The 21,356-nt window shown below is 31.1% G+C and carries 14 protein-coding genes; 7 read left to right on the top strand and 7 right to left on the bottom strand.

What is annotated here, in order from left to right:
• Nucleotides 1-115 precede the first annotated feature (115 nt).
• The gene (locus tag CHB63_RS09355) at nucleotides 116-958 is read left to right on the top strand and encodes an OmpA family protein (protein WP_089378210.1); all 843 of its coding nucleotides are present in this window, start codon (nucleotides 116-118) and stop codon (nucleotides 956-958) included.
• 172 nt (nucleotides 959-1,130) lie between these two features.
• Nucleotides 1,131-1,919, top strand: coding sequence for a patatin-like phospholipase family protein (locus tag CHB63_RS09350; RefSeq protein ID WP_089378209.1), 789 nt, complete (start codon nucleotides 1,131-1,133; stop codon nucleotides 1,917-1,919).
• A gap of 18 nt (nucleotides 1,920-1,937) precedes the next feature.
• On the opposite strand, the gene CHB63_RS09345 is transcribed toward CHB63_RS09350, so the two are convergent.
• The 5 genes from CHB63_RS09345 to CHB63_RS09325 form a co-directional block, all read right to left on the bottom strand.
• Complete coding sequence (locus CHB63_RS09345; RefSeq protein ID WP_089378208.1) at nucleotides 1,938-2,420, bottom strand: GyrI-like domain-containing protein; 483 nt, start codon at nucleotides 2,418-2,420, stop codon at nucleotides 1,938-1,940.
• A gap of 97 nt (nucleotides 2,421-2,517) precedes the next feature.
• Nucleotides 2,518-5,313, bottom strand: coding sequence for a sugar-binding domain-containing protein (locus CHB63_RS09340; protein WP_089378544.1), 2,796 nt, complete (start codon nucleotides 5,311-5,313; stop codon nucleotides 2,518-2,520).
• Nucleotides 5,314-5,452: 139 nt separating this feature from the next.
• Entirely contained in the window at nucleotides 5,453-6,118 is a 666-nt protein-coding gene (locus CHB63_RS09335) for a DNA alkylation repair protein (protein WP_089378207.1), read from the bottom strand.
• 231 nt (nucleotides 6,119-6,349) lie between these two features.
• Complete coding sequence (locus CHB63_RS09330; protein WP_089378206.1) at nucleotides 6,350-6,673, bottom strand: EthD family reductase; 324 nt, start codon at nucleotides 6,671-6,673, stop codon at nucleotides 6,350-6,352.
• A gap of 271 nt (nucleotides 6,674-6,944) precedes the next feature.
• Nucleotides 6,945-7,463 carry a GNAT family N-acetyltransferase gene (locus CHB63_RS09325; RefSeq protein ID WP_089378205.1) on the bottom strand — a complete coding sequence of 173 codons (519 nt, stop codon included), beginning with the start codon at nucleotides 7,461-7,463 and terminating at the stop codon, nucleotides 6,945-6,947.
• A 311-nt stretch (nucleotides 7,464-7,774) separates the two neighbouring features.
• Between CHB63_RS09325 and CHB63_RS09320 the strand changes: the two genes are divergently transcribed.
• On the top strand, nucleotides 7,775-8,428 hold the full coding sequence (locus tag CHB63_RS09320) for a BON domain-containing protein (protein WP_089378204.1): 654 nt from the start codon (nucleotides 7,775-7,777) through the stop codon (nucleotides 8,426-8,428).
• 102 nt (nucleotides 8,429-8,530) lie between these two features.
• Here CHB63_RS09320 and CHB63_RS09315 read toward each other — a convergent pair whose 3' ends face one another.
• Entirely contained in the window at nucleotides 8,531-8,971 is a 441-nt protein-coding gene (locus tag CHB63_RS09315; protein WP_089378203.1) for an Hsp20/alpha crystallin family protein, read from the bottom strand.
• 573 nt (nucleotides 8,972-9,544) lie between these two features.
• Between CHB63_RS09315 and CHB63_RS09310 the strand changes: the two genes are divergently transcribed.
• The 4 genes from CHB63_RS09310 to CHB63_RS09295 all read left to right on the top strand — a co-directional run bounded on the left by CHB63_RS09310 (nucleotide 9,545) and on the right by CHB63_RS09295 (nucleotide 18,037).
• Nucleotides 9,545-12,658: a SusC/RagA family TonB-linked outer membrane protein gene (locus CHB63_RS09310; RefSeq protein WP_245856886.1), complete on the top strand. Its 3,114-nt coding sequence runs from the start codon at nucleotides 9,545-9,547 to the stop codon at nucleotides 12,656-12,658.
• A gap of 18 nt (nucleotides 12,659-12,676) precedes the next feature.
• On the top strand, nucleotides 12,677-14,311 hold the full coding sequence (locus CHB63_RS09305; protein WP_089378201.1) for a RagB/SusD family nutrient uptake outer membrane protein: 1,635 nt from the start codon (nucleotides 12,677-12,679) through the stop codon (nucleotides 14,309-14,311).
• A 34-nt stretch (nucleotides 14,312-14,345) separates the two neighbouring features.
• Entirely contained in the window at nucleotides 14,346-15,728 is a 1,383-nt protein-coding gene (locus tag CHB63_RS09300) for a glycan-binding surface protein (RefSeq protein WP_089378543.1), read from the top strand.
• A gap of 80 nt (nucleotides 15,729-15,808) precedes the next feature.
• Nucleotides 15,809-18,037: an endo-1,4-beta-xylanase gene (locus tag CHB63_RS09295; RefSeq protein WP_089378200.1), complete on the top strand. Its 2,229-nt coding sequence runs from the start codon at nucleotides 15,809-15,811 to the stop codon at nucleotides 18,035-18,037.
• Nucleotides 18,038-18,449: 412 nt separating this feature from the next.
• Here CHB63_RS09295 and CHB63_RS09290 read toward each other — a convergent pair whose 3' ends face one another.
• Nucleotides 18,450-21,350 (bottom strand): glycosyl hydrolase 115 family protein, encoded by a 2,901-nt coding sequence (locus CHB63_RS09290; RefSeq protein WP_089378199.1) that lies wholly within the window; start codon nucleotides 21,348-21,350, stop codon nucleotides 18,450-18,452.
• Between the last annotated feature and the right edge of the window lie 6 nt (nucleotides 21,351-21,356).

Genomic DNA, 21,356 nt, shown 5'->3' with positions numbered 1-21,356 from the left:
ATTAGAATTAAAAATAAAAAATATATTCCGAAATGACGCTAATCATTTTGTATATGAAAAAGTATAATTCACTTTGTATTAGAATAATAGGTGTAATAGTTTAAAATGTAATAAAATGAAAACAATAAAATTTATATTATTAGTTTTTCTTGTGCTGTTTACTTCTTGTGTAAGTCAAAAAAAATATAGCGAATTAGAAAATGAAGCACAAAAACTTGAAAACGATTTATCATTTTGTAAAAATGAAAAAATGGTTTTGGAAACAAATTTAGCCAATGAAAAAAGCAAAGTAAGTAAATTAGATAGTCAAATAGACTACTTTAAAAGTACCAATACTAATTTATTGGAACGACTTTCAGATCTTTCTGTAGTTAGTAAAACTGGAGCAGAAAGTATTAAAAAATCGTTAGAAGCTTTAAATGAACAAAACAAATACATAAAAGACCTTACCACTTCAATGCAACGAAAAGATTCGCTAAACTTAGTTTTAGTAATGAATTTAAAAAGATCTTTAGATAATTTTGATGATGAAGATATAACTATTGAAGTGAAAAAAGGTGTAGTGTATATTTCAATTTCAGACAAAATGTTATTTAAATCTGGTAGTTATAAAATTAGTAACAATGCAAAAGAGGTTATTGGAAAAATAGCTAAAATTATAAACGATCATAATGAACTGGATGTTTTAGTTGAAGGACATACAGATAACGTTCCTATTTATACGGAATGTATGATGGATAACTGGGATTTAAGCGTTAAAAGAGCCACTTCAATTGTACGTTTAATGCAAACCGAATTTGGAGTTCAGCCAATGAGAATGACAGCTGGAGGTAGATCAGAATACGTTCCAAAATCTACTAACGAAACAGTTGAAGGGCGTGCAATAAACCGAAGAACAGAGATTATTATTTTACCAAAATTAGATCAGTTTTTTAATTTGTTAGAGCCACCAAAATAATTATAATTAAGAACCCATTTTAATAACCTTGCTTGAATATTGTATGCCAAATTGTTGTTTTTTAGTTATGATATAAGTCATTTTAAATCCACTTTTATGGCGATTAAAAATGATGGGAGTCATACTGTACTTTTAAAATTATAGGTAAATTTAAAAGTAACATATCCAAATAATGAATATAGGTTTAGTGCTTTCGGGTGGAGGAGTTAGGGGAATTGCTCATATAGGAGTTATAAAAGCTTTGGAGGAGAACAATATATATCCCACACATATTGCGGGTACAAGCGCAGGAGCAATTGTAGGTGCATTATATGCATCTGGTTGTAGTTGGGCAGAAATGTTAGATTATTTTAATAACATTCAATTATTTGAATTAAATAAATACGCGATAAATAAACCTGGATTTATAGATACTGAAAAATTTTATGATAGCCTTGCACCCTTTTTTCCTGAAGATGATTTTAAAAGCCTTAAAAAAAGTCTACATATTACAGCTACAAATTTGTTAAATGGAGAGTTGAAAATATTTAGTGCTGGAGAACTAATCAAACCTATTTTAGCTTCTGCAGCATTTCCCGGATTATTTACCCCAGTAAAAATTGATAATGAGTATTATATAGATGGTGGTACCTTAAATAATTTTCCGGTTGATTTAATTTCAAAGTTTTGTGATCAAATAATTGGAGTTTATGTAAATCCTTTTAATAAATTGAAAAATGGCGATTTTAAACATTCTTATGATGTCGTAGAACGGGCTTTAAAAATAAAAAATGGTATCGAGTGTCTTTCAAAATTTGATGGTTGTGATTTATTAATTTCACCAAAAGGCTTAAATAATTATAGTACTTTTTATGTAAAAAATTCTGAAGAAATTTTTAATTTAGGTTATAATGAAGCCATTGAAATTTTAGAAAGCGAAAAAGGAATGAAGTTTTTGCAAGAAAATTATTCAATAAAATAACTTACTATTATAGCATAACTAGCTATTTTTTATAGGTACCCAAATTTCTTCTTCAGACGTGGGATTATTATTTTTATATTTTGGTCCTAATACTTGAAAATGGGGCCTGTCATCAATTTCATATTCAGAATTTTCTATCCATTCACCATAAATATATTCAAAAACGGTGGTATCAGTATTTAATCCCTTATAATTAAAAACAGCATAGTTCCCAGCTTTTAAAGTAAAACTTTTCATATGTAATGGAATACTTTCAAAAGTTGAAACTTCTATTGCTGCCCATTTTTCAAATATATTAGTAGGTTTAAAGTTTTTAAAATGAGAGCTATTATAAATTTGTAGATCAAAAATATTAGTACCAATTTGATTTTTAATTTCTTTTTTTCTAGGCATAAAACTGCTCCAAAGTTCAATGTATTTCGGTTTATTTAACGACATTGAAATTCGTATTCCTATTAATTTTTTTTCTTTAGTTGTTTTTATTATTGGTTGTAAATTCATTGCAATTTTAAATGTTAGAGAAAAACTAGTTCAATAATCCAGTTGTATTTTTCATAAAAAGACCATAATAAGAAATTAATTATGGAAATTACTGGTTTTATTTTTTATTAAATATACTTTCTAACTCAACGCTACTTATTTGATAACTCGGATTAAAGCTATCGGAATCCATATAGTTAATAATTGATTGATATAATTGAATAGCTTCAGGTTTATCTTTTATTTTGTTTAATTGCGACATACAAACAAGCAATTTCCCTTTACCAATTTTAAATTCAAAAACGAGTCCTAATTTATGATTTCGTTCAAGGTTATCAATCACTTGTACAATAGGTTTGTATTCTTTTGAAGTACTATCAAGAATAATTGAGTTGCTGGCCTTAATAATTGAAAACCACTGCCAGTTGGTATAAAAATCGGTAGGGAAATCGTTAAATATCTTGTGTTCAGGATCCATTAATAATCCTAAAGTACCTGGAGAAACTGGCTTTTTAACCCATTCACTTATTCCTTTAAACATTCCATAGTTCCAAAATTCTGGAGGAAAATGGCCTGCAAAACTGTTGTTTTTTACATCTTCTGTTTGCGGAAATAACAAAACTTTTTCACCTGCTTCTAATTGTGCAAGAACCTGATTGTTTAATTTTTTAGCAACAGTGATATTTTCAGGAATTATAACATCGTTTTCTTTTGAAGGATACACCCAAATAGGGTAGGAGTTGCTATATTCAGTTTCTGGAATTTTGATTTCAACTATTAATTTTTCGACTTTATTTATTGATGAAAAATCAATGTTTATTTCTCCAATGCTTGATAAACCTTCATTTGGAATTTTTGAATTTAAAAAAGTATCCTTTTTTAATGTTGTTCCGTCTTGTTTTTTCAGTTCCCAGTTTATGTTGCTGTTAATTGTCGTGTTTGAATAATTTGCTGCTACCGCTTTAGCATAAAATTTTTCTTTATTTGAATAGCAATATTTTGGAAATTCAAGTAATAAAACCACGTCATTACAAGATTGTTTCCAATCTTCGGGTGTAATTACATTTTTGCTATCCATAAATGCATCTAATATTCCTACAAGAGCAGTTCCCTGACCAGGAAAATCTTGTAAATCCAATAAATGAAATCCTGCCATTCCTTTTGTGCGAATTGCAGCTTCCATTTCTGCTTTATAGCAAAGTGCAGACCACTTACCAGATGCTTTTTGAAAAATGCTATCCATACTTTCCATTCCGGCATTTTTTAAGCGATCTCTAAATACTTCTAAGTTGGTTGCACGCACTACACCGGTATATTTATCAATTTCTTTATAATCAGGAAAAATTTGATATTGTCCAATTTCATGACTCACAATAGGTTGTTTCATTTGCGAAACTGCATAGTTAAAATTTACAGTTGTTGATGGAGTTTGTGTATTTAATATACCTCCTTCATTTGAGTCGGCATATGCATGTGTAAGTCTGGTGTGCGTAAGGATACTATCTTTTTTGTAGGGAGTTCTTGCTCCAACAAAAAATTCGGAATATTCACGTGGCTCAAGATAGCCAATATTGTTGTTTGAACCCATTGTGTACAAAGGACGACTGTCTGAAGATTTTAAAGCCAGCAAATTCTTTTCTACATTGTCATGACCACTCCAAATTTCATTACCAGGAGAAAACATTACAAAAGATGGGTGATTTCCATAAGCTTTTAACATAGCAATACCTTCTTCTTTAATTGTTTGAGCAATTGTGTCCGATTCCAATCCACCCCAAAAAGGTAATTCCGCTTGAAGGTATATTCCTTCTCTATCTGCAGCTGTAAAAGCAGCTTCTGGCGGACAATAGGAATGAAAACGATAATGATTTATACCATATGATTTTGCTATTTTATATACTTTTATCCAATCTTCAACATTCATTGGTGGATAGCCTGTAAGTGGAAAAACGGCAGCATCATGCTTTCCTCTTAAAAATGTTTTACGGCCATTTATTGAAAATTGTGTACCGTCAACTTCAAAATTTCGCATTCCAAATGAAACTGTTTTAGCATCTTTAATAGCTCCATTGGTTATAATTGCGGTTAGATGATATATAGGTTGTTGGTATTCATCCCATAAGATAGCGGTATCATTTAGCTCATATTCCAACTTTATAATTGGTTGGTAATTTATAGTTAGCTGTTTCGATTTTAATTGAGTGGTTTTGTTATTTAGAGTTTTAAATACTTGAAGCTCTATATCCAATTTTTCAATATTTAATTGATTGTTAATATTTAATTCAATCTCAATTTTTTTCTTATCAATATCAGGATATACCTGCAAGTTTTCTATATATGTTTTTGATGAAACTTCTAATTGAATGTTACCAATTATTCCATTCCAATTAGTTTGGCTATCGTCTGAATATATATGGACATTCCCATAGGGGGTTAGTTTTAAATCGTTATTTATTTGGATGGTTATAGAATGATCTCCTGGTGATAAATGGTTTGAAACATCAAACATTTGAGGAGATTGAAGTAGTTGAGAGGTTCCAACATACATACTGTCAATCCATATTTTTGATGATTTAGAACGTTCTAAAAATAACTGAATGTGTTTATTATTAAAATTTTCAGGGATGGTTACTTTTTTTCGATACCAAGCAATACCTTCATATTTGTATACTCTATTTAAATGCATGGTAGTAGTATCTTGATTTAGAAGCCCCTTTTTATTTGTATCGGTCGTTCCTGGTAATTCCACCTTGTCTTTTAAGTCAGATAAGTACCATTTTTCTTTTAACCCAACATTTGCTGTATCCAACGCAAATTGCCATTCTCCTTGTAAATTAATAGTTTTTCTGTATTGCTCTTTTTCTGTTTTACAGGAAATAATAGCAATTAACAAAAGCATATAAATATATTTCATTTTGTTTATTCTATGGGTTTTATGTGTGAAGTATAATTTTTTTAACATCAAATGTAGCGTGTATTTAAACGCATAAATTTAAGTCTAAAATAGTGTTATTAGTGAAGCGATACAAATATAATTTGGCACTAGTTTTTAATTATCCTTTTCTATTCACCATTTCCTTTATCCAAATTGGAGCAAATGGGGATGTACAACCTTTTGAAGTAGGATAATCACGATATACGCCCAGCTTTTCACCAATGTCAATGGCTTGTTGTCTATATTCGGGATGATTAATACCTATTTCAGCCAAACTGAAGTTCATTGTCCACATTGCCTCAGGTGCAGCATTAGACATTTCGTTTTCAATTCGATTAAGGAGGTTTGGTATGTTTACCATTTCTGGGTTTTTTACAATGCGTTGAGTAGTCAGGTTCCAACCTGCACGTGCTGCCATAGGATTCTTATCGTTCATCCAATTTTGACGCAGTTTTTCGTTTTCCGGATGTATCTTTACTACATAGGAGTTTAACCAATCGGCTACTCGGGTATATTTCACTGACCGAACAATTGCATCCAATGCATCGGTTGATAGTTTCTTTGGATTAATTATAAGCATTGAAAGCATTTGAGCATCATAGTTTTGAGTTCCCCATAATTCCAGTGCAAGTTCATGATTGCTCTTTATCTTCTTAGCCACTTTTCGGAGGTCGCCCAGTTTTACACCATACTGGTTATCTCCTACACCATTTTTTGAGTTGTAAGCGAATGTCTTTTCATCACTCATTGCTTTTAGCTGCTCGAGTGTTTCCTTTAGTGTCATAATTTATTAATTTTTGTGTTTCAACCTAATATTTATTTTTGCTGAGAACAAAAATCGCAATTTTTTAGATATTTAGCTTTAACACCTTCGTTTTTTTCAGCTGAGCCAATTATTAAGTAAAAATCTAATTTTACCATCACTGCTTAATTTAGAGGTTCGGCTCATAATTTCAGAAATGTTAATTCGGTCTCGCTCAAAAATATGACTATAGGTTAAAAATCCACTATGTTTTTAAATCATTACTTCACTAATTTGAATAACAGGGTTAATGTTAGTAAAGTTGGGAAGGTCTCCCATTATTTTTTCAGCGTGAGGACCAAAGGAATTTTGAAACGATTCTATCGAGGTAAAATATAAATTTCCCATTGCTGCATAAGTAGGTTTTGATCCTGGATCTCCACCAACAAGACCATTCTCAACAGTTGCTCCAAGTACAGAATCACCTAATAATTTAGCCGCCATTGGTACATGTGTGTTGCAGTAATAATCTATGTCAAAGGTTTTACCTTCACCAGTTGGATACAAAATACTTACTTTAATGTTACCTTTCTTCATTTTTTTAGTTTTTAGTTTTCCTACTCATATGGCTTTTCAGTTGGGCCCCGTTTTTTAAAGTGATTTCTAGCCTTCACGTTTATAAATCTTAGTTATAATTAAAAATATTGTTCGGTTTAAAAAATCTTTTATAAAAATGACAATAGCCATTTCTAAAATTGCTGAATTTTTAAAGGGAGGTTAACTAGTTATTTTAAAGTAAATATACTGTTTCTCATTTAATAGGAGCAAATTTCTCTAGTTTTCAATATATTTTACAGTATCAATTGTACTAAATTTCAAGTCGGTACAATAATAATTCTTCATCATCATTTGGAATTTTTATGATTTCAATAAATTGCAGACCTAGCTTTTCTAATAATTTTTGTGAAGCATAATTTTCCTTTACAGTAATTGCACTTAATTTTTTAATGTTGAAAATGTGAATGCCTATTTCAATGATTTTTTGTGCACTTTCAAAAGCATAACCTTGTTTCTCATAAGCTGGTAAAAATGCAAAACCAATATCAATTCCATCCAATCCTTCTCTATTATATAGTCCGCAGGAACCAATTTTTACGCTATCTTTTTTAAGTATAACTGTGTAATTTGCAAAGCCAAGTTTTTCTAATTGAGGTGTAATTTTATCTTTTATATATTTTTCAGCTTCTTTAATAGAGTGTACATTTCTATCCCCAATATATTGTTGCCATTTTGGGGTATTAAGAAGTTCTAATATAAACGGAGCGTGTTTTTTTGAAGTAGGTTTTAGTAATAATCTTTCTGTTTCAAATGAGGCATATTTTTCCATTTAAATTGGTTTTATTGAAGAAAATCAAATATAACTAAATAAAGGTTTTAATTCAACATGTGTTTTTTATTAGTCCTAGGTAAATTTAAATTATGGGTTGTTAAAAATGATTTGGGTCAGTTTAGCTTGATTTTTAAGAAATTAAGTATTTACAATTGACTTAAAATTCAATTCTTAAGTGAAGATTTAGAATGGGTTAAACACATTTTTAATGAAATTTTCTTTCAATTGAGGCTTATCATTTTAATAAGTACAATATGTATATAGCTTTGCTAAAGATTATATATTGTTTAATTTAAAATTATTTAATTATGAAAAGTGATAGCGAAATTAAAGAGGATGTTCTTGATGAATTAATGTGGCAACCAAATATCGATGAGACACAAATTGGTGTTATTGTAGAAAAAGGAGTTGTAACTCTAACGGGTATTGTAGATACTTATTCTAAAAAAGTGGCTGCAGAAAAAGCCGTAAAAAATGTAATAGGGGTAAAAGCTGTAGCTGATGATATTGAAGTTAAATATGGAACAGCTTACAAAAAAACTGACAAAGAAATTGCTAAAGCTGTTGTAAATGCATTTGAATGGAACTCATCTGTACCAAAAGATAAAGTTAAAATTGAAGTGAGAGATGGTTGGGTTTATTTAACTGGTGAATTACAATGGTTTTATCAAAAAGAAGCTGCCAGAAAAGCAGTTGAAAATTTACTTGGAGTAAGAAAGGTTATTAATAATATAACTTTGGAACAAGCTATTAAACCTACTGATATAAAGGAGAAAATAGCAAAAGCATTTAAGCGTTTAGCAGATCTTGATGCAAATCAAATTAAGGTTGAGGTAGATGGGCATAAAGTAAAATTAAAAGGAAAAGTACACTCTTATGCAGAAAAAGAAGAAGCCAGAAAAACAGCATTTTTTGCACCTGGAGTATATGATGTAGAAAATGAACTTGAGGTAGCATATTAATTTCTGAATTTATTATTAAGGGTTTTTTACACACAAAAAAATACGTCATTCTAAATTTAGAATGACGTACTTTTTTAGTGCTAAATTTTAATGCAACAGTACTTATGCAATTTCAATTACTTTTGGTTTTTGCTTCTTAGCAACTTCTTTTTTAGCTAAGCTAAACTTTAAAATTCCATTATCGTAATTAGCTTTTATTTTATCATCGGATACACTGTCTGGCAGTTCTAAAGATCTTTCAAAAGATTCATAACTAAACTCGTGACGCGTGTAATTTTCCTCTTTTTCATCTTTTGTTTGGCTTCTTTTTGCAGAGATGTTTAAACAACCATCATCTATAGTAACCTTAAAATCTTTTTTTGAATATCCAGGAGCTGCTAACTCGATTTCAAATAAATCATCTTTTTCTTTAATGTTTAGAGCAGGTTCATCCATTCTTTTTAACCACATTCTATCATTAAATAAACTGTTTGGGGTTAAATCTAACAAATCTGTTGAAAGTAGATTTTCCCATGGTCTTCTTCTAAATTTTACTAGTGACATAATATATATATTTAAGTTATACTTTTTATACTACTAAGTTAGGTTTAGAAGTAATTTTTTGAAATGATATCTCTCAACTTTACATATTTTTAATATTTATTTCTAAATACTAATAAATGCTAAGGTTGTAACTTAAATTTTTATTTAAAAAGATTGATAATTGATATTTATCAATTACTATATATAAAAGTAAAAGATAAATCATAGAATTAACCGTATATAATTAATAGGAGTAATTTTTATGAAAATAATGAAAAAACAGGAGCTATACAATACTAAGTGTTCTTATTTTAAAAAGAAAATTATAGAATGATTAGAAAGCTAACTAAAAAAATTACGCAATCGATTGAAATAATATACGCAATCGATTGCGTATATAAATTAAATTATATAAATTTGGATGTTGATTTTTTATTTAAAAGGATGATAGAAGTAAACTTTTTAAAGTTGTAACTACTCTAATTTTAGATAAAAAGCTGATAGTTAATCAAATATAATTTTTTATAAATCAATTTATCTATGACCTACTTTTTATTTTTTAAAAGCAAATCAAGATGCTTTAAACGCTTGCGGTTGCTTACTCTGTTATTGCTGTTTACCGCTGCAATGAATGCTCAAATTACTGTTACTGGTAAAGTTTCGGATGCGGACGGTCCTATTCCCGGAGCTAATGTCCTTTTAAAAGGAACAACAAATGGTACAATTACCAATTTTGATGGAGAATACACGATTAATAATGTGCCATCAGGTGGAGTTATAGTATATAGCTTTTTAGGCTATAAGGCTAAAGAAATTTCAGTAAATAATAAAAATCAAATTAATGTAACCCTAGAGTTTGATACAACAACTTTAGATGAAGTTGTTGTTGTTGGTTATGGTAAAATGAAGCGAAGCGATTTAACTGGTTCAGTTGTTTCAGTTTCGAGTGAGGCAATATCACAATCGGTTAGTACTTCTATAGATCAGGTTTTGCAAGGGCGCGCAGCTGGTGTTCAAGTACAACAAAATAGTGGAGCTCCTGGTGCAGGTTCATCTATTCGAATTCGAGGTATTAGTTCATTAAACGGTTCTAATGAGCCTATTTTTATAATTGACGGTATTATTATTGACGGTTCTACAGGTTCTGGAAATGAAAATGCATTGTCTTCAATTAGTCCGTCTGACATTGCTTCTATAGATGTTTTAAAAGATGCATCTGCGACAGCAATTTATGGTTCTAGAGCTGCAAACGGGGTAATTATTATAACTACCAAACGTGGAAAAAAAGGAGAGGCTTCAATAACATATGATTCTTATGTAGGATTTCAAGAGATTCCTAACAAATTAGAATTGTTGAATCTACAAGAATATGCTATTCATAAAAATAAAAGAGCTGATTTAGGAATTGTACAGCGTGATAATAATTTTATTAGACCAGAACTTTTAGGAGCAGGAACAGATTGGCAGGATGAAATGTTTTCTCGTGCTATGATGCAAAGTCATAATTTATCTGTTTCTGGTGGAACAGATAAAAGTACGTATGCAATGGGTGTTGGATATTTAGATCAAGAAGGGATTGCAATTGGTTCTGGATTTAATAGATTTAATATGAGAGGTGTTTTTGATTCTCAAGTTAAAGACTATTTAAAAGTTGGAATTAATTTTGCTTTTAACAATTCTAAGCAAAAAACTACAGTTTCAGACGAGTCTTTAATATTAACGGCCTTTAAACAAACTCCAAATGTTGCAGTTCGCAACGCTGATGGTAATTTTGATGGACCAGATACAGATGAGTTTGTGCAAAATAACCCAGTTGGTTTAGCTTCAATTAGAGATAATAGAAACGAAAAAGCAGGAATTAGAGCTTCAACTTTTGCAGAGTTATCTTTTACAGATAATCTTAAATTAAGAACAGAATATGCTATTGATTTTGGTTTTTCAAACGCATACCAATTTAATCCATCTTATTCATTTGGTGCATTGGCAAATGATGTTAGAGAAGGTTCAAGAAATAAATCATATAATAAATATTGGAACTGGAAAAATATTTTAACATATACTAAAGAGTTTGGTTTACATAATGTTAATATGATGCTTGGACAAGAAATTCAGGAATCTCATTGGGAGAATTTATACGGATATCGTTCAGGTTTTTTAACAAATGGTGCTACAGATTTAAATGCTGGTGATGCAACTACTGCAAAAAACTCAAATGGAAGTGGGACAAGTGCAATTAGCTCTTATTTTGGAAGAATGTTCTATTCTTACAATGATAAGTATTTGTTAACAGGAACATTACGTTACGATGGTTCTTCAAAATTTTATAAAGACAATCGTTGGGGATGGTTTCCATCAGCAGCTTTTGCTTGGAAAGTTTCAAACGAAGATTTCTTAAAAGACAATTCAGTAATTAACAATTTAAAATTACGTTTAGGTTGGGGTACAGTTGGTAATCAAAATGTACCAAACTATGCATATACTTCTACATATACTTCTTCAGCTACAAACTGGGGAACAGGATTATTAGCTGCAAATACAGCAAACCAGGATTTACAATGGGAATCTACTTACTCTAGTAACGTTGGTTTAGATGTAAATTTATTTAATAACAGAGTAGAGTTTATTGCTGATGTTTATTACAAAAAAACCAAAAATTTATTATTGCAATTGCCTTTACCAGCTTATGTTGGTACTACTGGTCAGGGATCAACTTCTGCTCCTTGGGTAAATATTGGTTCACTTGAAAATAAAGGGATTGAGTTAACTTTAAATACAGTAAATGTTGATAAAAATGATTTTCAATGGAGATCTAATTTTGTATTCTCTATGAACCGTAATAAAGTGCTTAAATTAAATACTGAAACAGGTATTTTAAATAGAACGCTTCAACAAGGTTCAGATATTACAATTGTAACACGCACAGCTGTAGGAGAATCTATTGGTCAATTCTACGGATATAAAGTTATTGGTCGTTTTGAAAAAGCTACAGATTTTTATTATAAAAATAGTACAGGTGAAATAGTACCGACAGCTTTACCGGAAGGAATGGCTATTGGAGAAAACAGTGTTTGGATTGGTGACTTTATTTTTGAAGATATTAATAAAGATGGTGTAATTAATGAACAAGATCGTGATTATATTGGAAATCCAGAAGCTGATTTTACCTATGGTATTGGAAATTCGTTTTCATATAAAGGATTTGATTTAAATGTGTTTTTATCTGGTTCATATGGTAACGATGCAGTTAACTACCAACGCAGATGGTTAGAAAACCCTCGTGAAAACACTAATTTATTGCAAACAGCTTTAGGTTATGCAGATTTAGCCTTAATAAATCCTGATGGACCTAACGATTATAGAAATATTCAAATTATAGGAGGAAATGACTATATGCCACGTATAGGAGCTTCATCGGCTTCTTCAACTTCTAACTATAGATATAGTAACAATTTTGTAGAAGATGGTTCTTACTTAAGAATTAAAAATATTTCAATTGGTTATAATTTTCCACCAAAATTAGTTTCAAAGTTTGGAATACAAAACCTAAAGGTTTACACGAACTTACAAAATGTATATACATTCACTAAGTATACTGGTTTAGATCCAGAGATTGGTTCAATCAATCAAGATGCATTATTAACTGGGATAGATAACGCTCGTTATCCATCGCCACGTATTTTCACGCTTGGACTAAACGTTAAATTTTAACAAAAAAATCAAAGAAATATGAAAACAAAAAATATAATTAACTTTAGTTTAATATTGGTTTTTGCCTTTATTTGGACAGGTTGTAATGATCTTTTGGACGTAGAACCTGAGGATCAAATTACAAAAGAAAACTTTTACCTGACGGAAGATGATTTTCAGGCTGCAACTTCACCACTTTATAATAAAGTTTGGTTCGATTTTAATGCGAAATTTTATTATGGATTAGGAGACGGTAGATCATATAATTTATATGCACCATACTCAGACTATATTTATCCATTTACAGATCTAACAGAAACGGGTTTAACAGGACCATTAGTTGAAGCTTGGGCTTCATTATACAATGTTATTCAACAATCCAATAATGTAATAATTGGTATTGAAGGAAGCAGTGTTGCAGCAGAAAAGCAACTCCCTTATATTGCTGAAGCTCGTTTTATGAGAGGCACAGCTTATTGGTATTTAACATCATTATGGGGAGATGTAATAATTTCTACAAATCCAAATGAGTTAGTAAACAATCCAATTGTAAATAAAAATTCGGCGAAAGATGTTTACGAGTTTGCAATGCGCGATTTAGAATATGCTGCAAAATATTTACCAGAACAAGGTACTAGAGCAGGGCGTTTAACAAAGTATAGTGCGTTTGGTTTATTGTCTCGTGTTTATTTATCATATGCCGGTTTAAGCGATAATCCAAATAGTGGAACAAAAAATGAAGAGTATCTTAATTTAGCTAAAAAAGCTGCAGAAAAGGTAATTGAAGAAGGACCATATATGTTAATGGATGATTACGCTGATTTATTTAAAATAGAAAACAATAACAATTCAGAATCTATTTTTGCCTTACAATGGGTACCAAATGGAGATTATGGTGTAAATAATATGCATCAAGCATTTTTTGCATTAGGATCTGATGTTACAGGTGATGATGCTGCTTGGGGATATTGGACAAGAGCTTCTTACGATGTTTTAAAAGAATACGAAACAAACGATGCTCGGCGTAAGGCTACTTGGATGGGTAACGATGATTATTATCCTGAAATTGGTAAAGCAAATGGCGGATATACTGTTGAACACGGAGATGATTTTCTTACGGCTAAAAAAGGTGTTGTAGGTTCAACAAAAGATAATGCGAGCATTTCGAGAATGAATTCTGCTTTAAACACGTATATGATGCGTTTAGCTGAGGTTCATTTAAACTATGCTGAAGCTGCTTTAGGAAATAATAGTAGCACTTCTGATGCAAAGGCATTAATGTATTTAAATCAATTAAGAGAAAGAGCTGGGCTTGAAAATAAAGCAAGTTTAACATATGAAGATATAATTCATGAGCGTAGAGTAGAATTATGTATGGAAGGTCAATATTGGTACGATTTAGTACGTAGATCTTACTATAGACAACAAGAAGTAGTAAATTATATTACTGGACAAGAAAGAGGAGTTATTGTACCATTTTTATATGACACAGCAACAAATGGTATTGAAGTAGATGCTAGTCGTGATAATGAATCTAGATCTGTAGGAGTGGTTGATGCATCTATTTTCATTTTACCTTATCCGGAATCGGAAGTAGTTCAAAATCCTCTATTAAGAGAAGGCGCTGTTCCATATGAATTTACTGAAACTAGAATAACAGATTTATTCAATTAGTATGAAAATTATTAAATTTAAAACATCAATTGATATGACGAAAAATATTTTATATAAAAATTATTGGAGAACCGCAGCATTCTTTGGAATGGTGGTTATCTCCATGTTCTTTACAGCTTGTGAAGATGATGATACCGCCATTGGAGGTGTAATATCCATTAACAAAGTGTTTTTGGAAGACATAAATTCAACAGTACCAGACAGAGAAGTTACATTTGCTCGTTTGGGTCAATTGTTAAGAGTTGAAGGTGCTGGATTTACAGGAATTAAAAAAATATATGTTAACGGATTTTCAACGTACTTTAACCCAGTATATGTATCTGACAACTCTATATTAGTTAGTATTTCAAGATCTACACCAACTGTAGAAGCAGATGAAGAAGTACGTAATACTATTCGTTTTGCAAATGATAATAACGAAACAATCTATTCTTTTGAAATTCGTTCTTCTGCTCCAACAGTTACAAGTATTTCAAATACAATGCCTTTACCTGGAGAAACTATTACAGTTAATGGTACAGGTTTAATTGAAGTTAGTAAAGTAACATTTCCTGGAGATGTTGTTGTAACAGATGGAATTGTTTCTGACGTAGATGGCGAATTTTTTACGGTGGTTGTTCCAAGTGGAATTTCAGATGAAGGTGGTGCAATATTAGTTGAATGCGCTAATGGAGGTGCATATTCTCCTGCCTATTTCAACTTTAAAAAAGGTATTATTTTAGACTTTGATGGTTTGGGACAACACGGTTTTTGGGGAGCAGAAGACGAAGGTATGATTCACCCTAATGATTTATCTTCTGAGCTTATTGGTGAAGGAAATACTTCTCAAGGAAATTATGTTGCACACCGACCAACGCGTATTGCTAGTTTTGCCCCTGCAAAAAATAGATTAACAGAAGTTTGGACTGCAGGAAATGATGTAGACGATTGGCGTGGACAAATAACGCCATATATCCCAGCAGGAACTCCAGTTGAAGAAATAGCATTTCAGTTTGATGTTTATGTACCAAATGCATGGAGTTCTACAGGATTTTTAAAAATTTGTATGGAGAATGCATTTAATGGAGGAGAATGGTCTAAAGATGCGTATAATTATGTGCCTTGGGTTGTAAATGGTGAAGTTGTTCCTTTTGAAACTGCAGGTTGGACAACCGTTACAGTTCCATTTAGTGAGTTCTATCAATTTTCTGATGGTGAGTTTATTTTTAATGATGTTATAGCACAAAGAGATGCCGCTTCATATAAAAATTTCGGTATCTATTTTGAAAACTCAGATTTTACATTGAGTAATATAACTGGAAAAGAAAGTGATAGCGGTATAGAGTTTCTTTCATCTGCTACATCAATAGATGTTTATACTGATAACTGGAGAATTGTATCATTAAAAACACAAGAATATAGTGATTTTGTTGACTAACAATTTAAAGAAGATGAATGTAAATTCATCAATTAATAAGACTAATGAAATAAATCATTTTATCCAAAATATATAGAAAAATGAAATACAAAAAAATATTTCCAATATTGGCCCTGACATCTCTAATCTTTTCATCTTGTGATGATCAGATTATGGAATGGGAAAAAGACCCTTCTCATGGCGAAGTAACTACAGCAGAACTACCTTTAGAGTTGGCTGAAAAAATTACACGCTATGATGCTCTAAATACCTATACCGACTTTGTTCTTGGAAATGGAATTGGTGTTAATTTATATTTAGAAGATGTAGTTTATCAAAAAATAATTAACGAAAATTTTGATGAAGTTACCGCTGGTTATGACATGAAACATGGACCAATGGTAAATTCAAATGGAGAATTAAATTTTACAAAAGTTGATGCTTTTATAGCAGCAACAAAAGAGGCTGGATTAAAAGTGTTTGGCCATACTTTAAATTGGCATCAAAATCAAAATGCAAGCTACCTTAATGGTTTAATAGCTCCAACTGTTATTCCTGGAGCAAGCGGAAGTAGCTCTTTAGATTTATCAGGATTAAAAGATGGTACACTAAACGGTTGGGGAGCTTGGAATAGTGGAGATGGAATTACTGTAATTGATAATTCTGGTTTAACAGGAACGGATCAGGCAGTTAAAATGATTGCAAGCGCAACTTCTTCAGCTGAATATAATTTACAATTAGTTTCGCCAGATATTACAGTTGTTCAAGGACATAATTATGAAATATCGTTCTATATAAAATCCGATCAACCAGGTAGTGGACGTATTTCATTTGAGGGGTTAGATAACAACTATCCATATAAAGATTGGTTTAGTACAGACGGAGAATGGACAAGTTCTTTTCCAACAACTTCTGCTTGGCAACAAGTTAAATTTAATGTGAATGATTTTCAAGGGAATACCTTTAAAATGGCTTTTGACTTAGGAAAATTACCAAGCGTTACTTATTATATTGATATTAATAATATTAATGTAGTTGATTTGGATGCTGAACCAGAAGCAATACTTAATCTATCAAGTTTAAAAGATGGTTCGTTAAGTGATTGGGGAGCATGGAATAGTGGTGATGGAATTTCAGTAATTGAAAATTCTGGCTTAACAGGAACAGCTCAGGCAGTTCAAATGATTGCTAGTGCAACGTCTTCAGCTGAATATAATTTACAATTAATAACTCCAAGTATTTCAATTACTCAAGGACATAATTATGAAATATCATTCTATATTAAATCTGATCAAACTGGTAGCGGTCGTATTTCATTTGATGGTTTAGAAAACAATTATCCATATAAAGATTGGTTTAGTACAGGAGGAGATTGGACAGGTTCTTTTCCAACAACGTCTGCCTGGACACAAATTAAATTTACGGTAAACGATTTTCAAGGTGATACATTTAAAATGGCATTTGATTTAGGGAAATTACCAAGTGTAACCTACCTTATTGATGTTGATAATATTATTATAACAGATTTAGACGCTTCATCAGGAAGTGGAGGAGGTTCAGGTCCAATTATTGTTGAAAAAACGGATGCTGAAAAGGCGGAAATTATTGATGCATCAATGGAAGATTGGATTTCTAAAATGGTTGGCCATTATAAAAATGATGTTTTTGCCTGGGATGTTGTAAATGAACCAATGAAAGAAGGTGGTTCGCTTCGAGATGGAAATGTTACGGATTTAGCTGATGATGAATTTTATTGGGTAAAATATATGGGTGAAGATTTTGCGGTTAAAGCGTTTAAATACGCTCGCGAATATGGAAATGCAAATGATGTCCTATTTATAAATGACTATAACCTTGAGTATTCTTTAGAAAAATGTGATGGGTTAATTGAATATGTAACATACATTGAAAGTCAAGGAGCTACTGTTGATGGAATTGGAACACAAATGCACGTTTCTCTAAATAGTGATAAAAGTAAAATTGAGCAAATGTTTATAAAACTTGCAGCTAGTGGGAAGTTGATTAAAATTTCTGAATTAGATGTAAGGTTAGGAACAAATTCACCAACTGAAGCACAATTAGCTGAACAAGCTGAAATGTACAGATATATTATGGAAATGTTTCAAAAAAATGTTCCTGTTGCTCAACAATATGGTGTAACTGTATGGGGTGTGTCAGATAATGTTCAAGAACATGAATATTGGTTGCCAGATGAATCTCCAAACTTATGGGATACTAATTACAAACGTAAACACGCTTATAAAGGTGTTGCTGATGGTCTTGCAGGAAAAGATGTAAGTGAAGATTTTTCTGGGGAATTGGATAACTAGAACCTTAGAAAGTTATTGAAAAATTTATCCCTTATAGTTTATGAAAATTAACTGTAAGGGATTTTAAATATTGAAATTACTTTAAATGTGTTGTCTTTACTTTCAATAAGATACACTTAAGAACTTTGACTACCAAATTTATAATTATTATAAGATATTTCTGTATTCGGTTTGACTTCTTGTGCCCAAGTATAACATTTAGCAAGATAAAGAGTTACAATTCTCATGATAATAACAGTAGTAGGTTGTTAGAGTTAAGGCGCTCATTAATAGCTTTTAACTTATAAGTGCTGACTCCTGTATAGCCGTTTTATTGAGGTGAAATATGCAACAGTTACTTAAAGGTCTATTTTTACTTGAACTTCAAACTCAGAATCATTGAAAGTATGAATTAGATGTTTATTTGTTGTTTTTAATCTATTTTTAAGCTTTCAGGCGGACCTAAATACGTTTCCTTTAGTTGACTTTTTTCTGTTTCTATAATTATTTTTTGAAGCACTAAACCTTCGTCAATTCTGTAATAATTCAAAACATGATTTCCAGCTTCATTTATTTTAAATTCGGTTGTAATTATTTTAATATTATCAGCAACATTAGAATGCCAATTACTTGGTACCTTACCATTATAATTAAAAATAGTAGGATCTGAATCGTAATTTATTTTTATTGGACTTTCTTTATCAAATGACAATCCAAAATACATGCCTTCTCTTGTTGAATAATTGATGGTTGGAGAGAAATACATATGAACTTTTACGATTCCTTCATTTAGAAAATTTACGTTATAAGATAATTTTGGAGATTTTTTGTTCAAATCAATTCTACCTTTTTTTATTGGTAACGAAATAACAGCATCGCCTGTTTTACCTAAGTTCTGGACAACTTTCCATTTAAAATGTTTTGGCTCGTACTTTTTCGAAAAATTCTTTGCTTCTATAGCAATGTATCCATTGTTTTCTACAAACCCTTTTATAGAACCTTTTTTAAAATTGTTCATTTTTATTGAAACTGGTATTTCTTGTCCAGCTCCAAATACCTTTATTGAAGAGGTTTGAGTGTTTTCCGGAGCTTTTTCCCAATTGATACTTACTTGTATTTTTTTATTATTTTCTACAATACCTTCAGGCTCTGAAATTTCAATCCAATTATTTGTGCTTTCTATTCTATAGTTAAAACTTTTTTTACCTCTATTAAAAATTTCAACAAGATATTTTTGGTCGTTAAAAGAATCAAAAATAGGGAATGTAGCATCTTCATTATTACCAGACCACCACTCTTTAGAACCTTCAATAGACACCCCCATTTCAGCGTCATCTGATGCATCAATTTTTATAGTTTCAGGAATATTATTTTCATTTGGTTGTTGCCAATAAGTATACCCAATATGAGTTTGAGACATCATATGGTTCCATTTTCCATTCGCCATATCTTTATGGTAGTAGTTTGTTAACTCTGTGTCTTTATCAAATAACTGGTTTACTTTATCGGCATAAAAATTTGTTGATGTTCTTCCTTGTTTAGCATACAAATTGTTTTTTGCAGCACTTACATAAAGCTCATTTATATTTGCACTTGCCAAAACAGGAAAAAGTACTAATTGGTAATAAGCATCTTTATATATTGCTGGAAGTTGATCGTTTATTGCAAGCGCTTTTTTTGCAAGTGAATTATAATCCTCAACAATATTAGTTGCTTCGTTATAATTTGTTAAACTATAGGTTGATGCATCTATCAATTCATGTTTTCTTCTTGCATTATATTTGGTGTATTTCTTCATGATATCAGCAATAGCAGCTGTCTGATTCCCACCAAAAACATCATTAGCCCATAAACTATAATAATCTTGTAAATTGTCAGCATTCCAATTTTCAGGATTCCAAGCATAGTCTAGGAAAAATTGTAAAGAAAATTCCATTGGTTTAATATCACCAACATTTACTATCCAAACTTTATCTGCACCATGCTCATATGCAAGATGCATTTGCTCCCAAGTACGTTCTATTTGATTGGTGTTGATCCATTTGTAATTTCTTGGACCTCCTACATAATCAAAATGATAATAAATGCCATAACCACCTTTTCGTGGTTTAGCATCTAAACTTGGTAATTTTCTAATATTTCCCCAATTATCATCACAAAGCAGCAGTGTCACATCATCCGGTACTCGCATTCCTTTATCATAATAATCTTGAACTTCTTTATAAAGAGCCCAAATTTGAGGTGTTTCTTCTGCAGGTTTACCAGTAACTTCAGCAATAATTTTACGTTGGTCTTTTACAATAGTTTCAAGTAACTCTGTTGCTGTTTCTTCACTCAATGCTTCGTCACCATCACCACGCATTCCAACTGTTACAAGAGTTTCTTTATTTCCCATACGCTCCATTCCGCCTCTCCAGAATTCTTGTAATCCCTTTGCGTTAGTTGCATAATCCCATTTTCCAAGCGATTTATCCCATTCCGCATGAGCACGGGTTAAAGGCTCATGGTGAGAGGTACCCATTACAATTCCATATTCATTAGCTAAAATTGCATTTTGTGGGTCATCAACATTAAACTTTCTTGGAGGCCACATTGCTGGCCATAAATAATTTCCTTTCATTCTAAGAATAAGTTCAAAAACTTTATCATAAAATTGAGCGTTAAAGTCTCCATATTTTTCATAAACCCAACCTGTTAAAGCTGGAGCCTCATCATTTATAAAAAAACCTCTATACTTAACTTTAGGTTCTCCTAAGGTATGAACTCCAGGAAGCACATGTAATTCTGATTGCTTTATTACCGGAACGTCTGCCCAAAAGTACCATGGAGAAACACCTATTTGACTTGAAAGATCATAAATGCCATAAATTGTTCCTCGTTTATCTGAACCAGCAATAACCAGCGCTTTTTTTACACCTTCTAGTGGATTTTCAATAATTTGAGTTGTAAATTTTTCCCATTTCCCTTCAAGTTGCGAAGCATCAATTTTACCTTCTTTTACTAATTGATCAATTATTGAACTATTCCCTACAGTTCCAATAATCACCATATAATCTTCAGGTTGTGATATTCTATTATAAATATTAGGAAGAACATCTGTAACATTTTGAAGATCGTTTTGAAGATGACCTGCAACACGAATTACTCCTGTAAAATCATTATCACTTATTAGTATAGAAGCCACATTTCCATTTGAAGCTAAAGGAAAACTTCCTTTTGAAGACAAATTTGAAACATAATTATTTGGGTTAGTAGCGAAACTATTTTCAATTATGAAAAAGACGAGTAGCAATGTTGAAAAAACAAAAATGTATTTATTCAAGAATTTTTTCATAATATA

The sequence above is a fragment of the Lutibacter flavus genome (genome assembly GCF_900188355.1).
GTDB classification, from domain to species: Bacteria; Bacteroidota; Bacteroidia; order Flavobacteriales; family Flavobacteriaceae; genus Lutibacter; species Lutibacter flavus.
The sequence above is the reverse complement of the archived record's forward strand: the minus strand, read 5'-3'. Positions and strand labels throughout refer to the sequence as shown.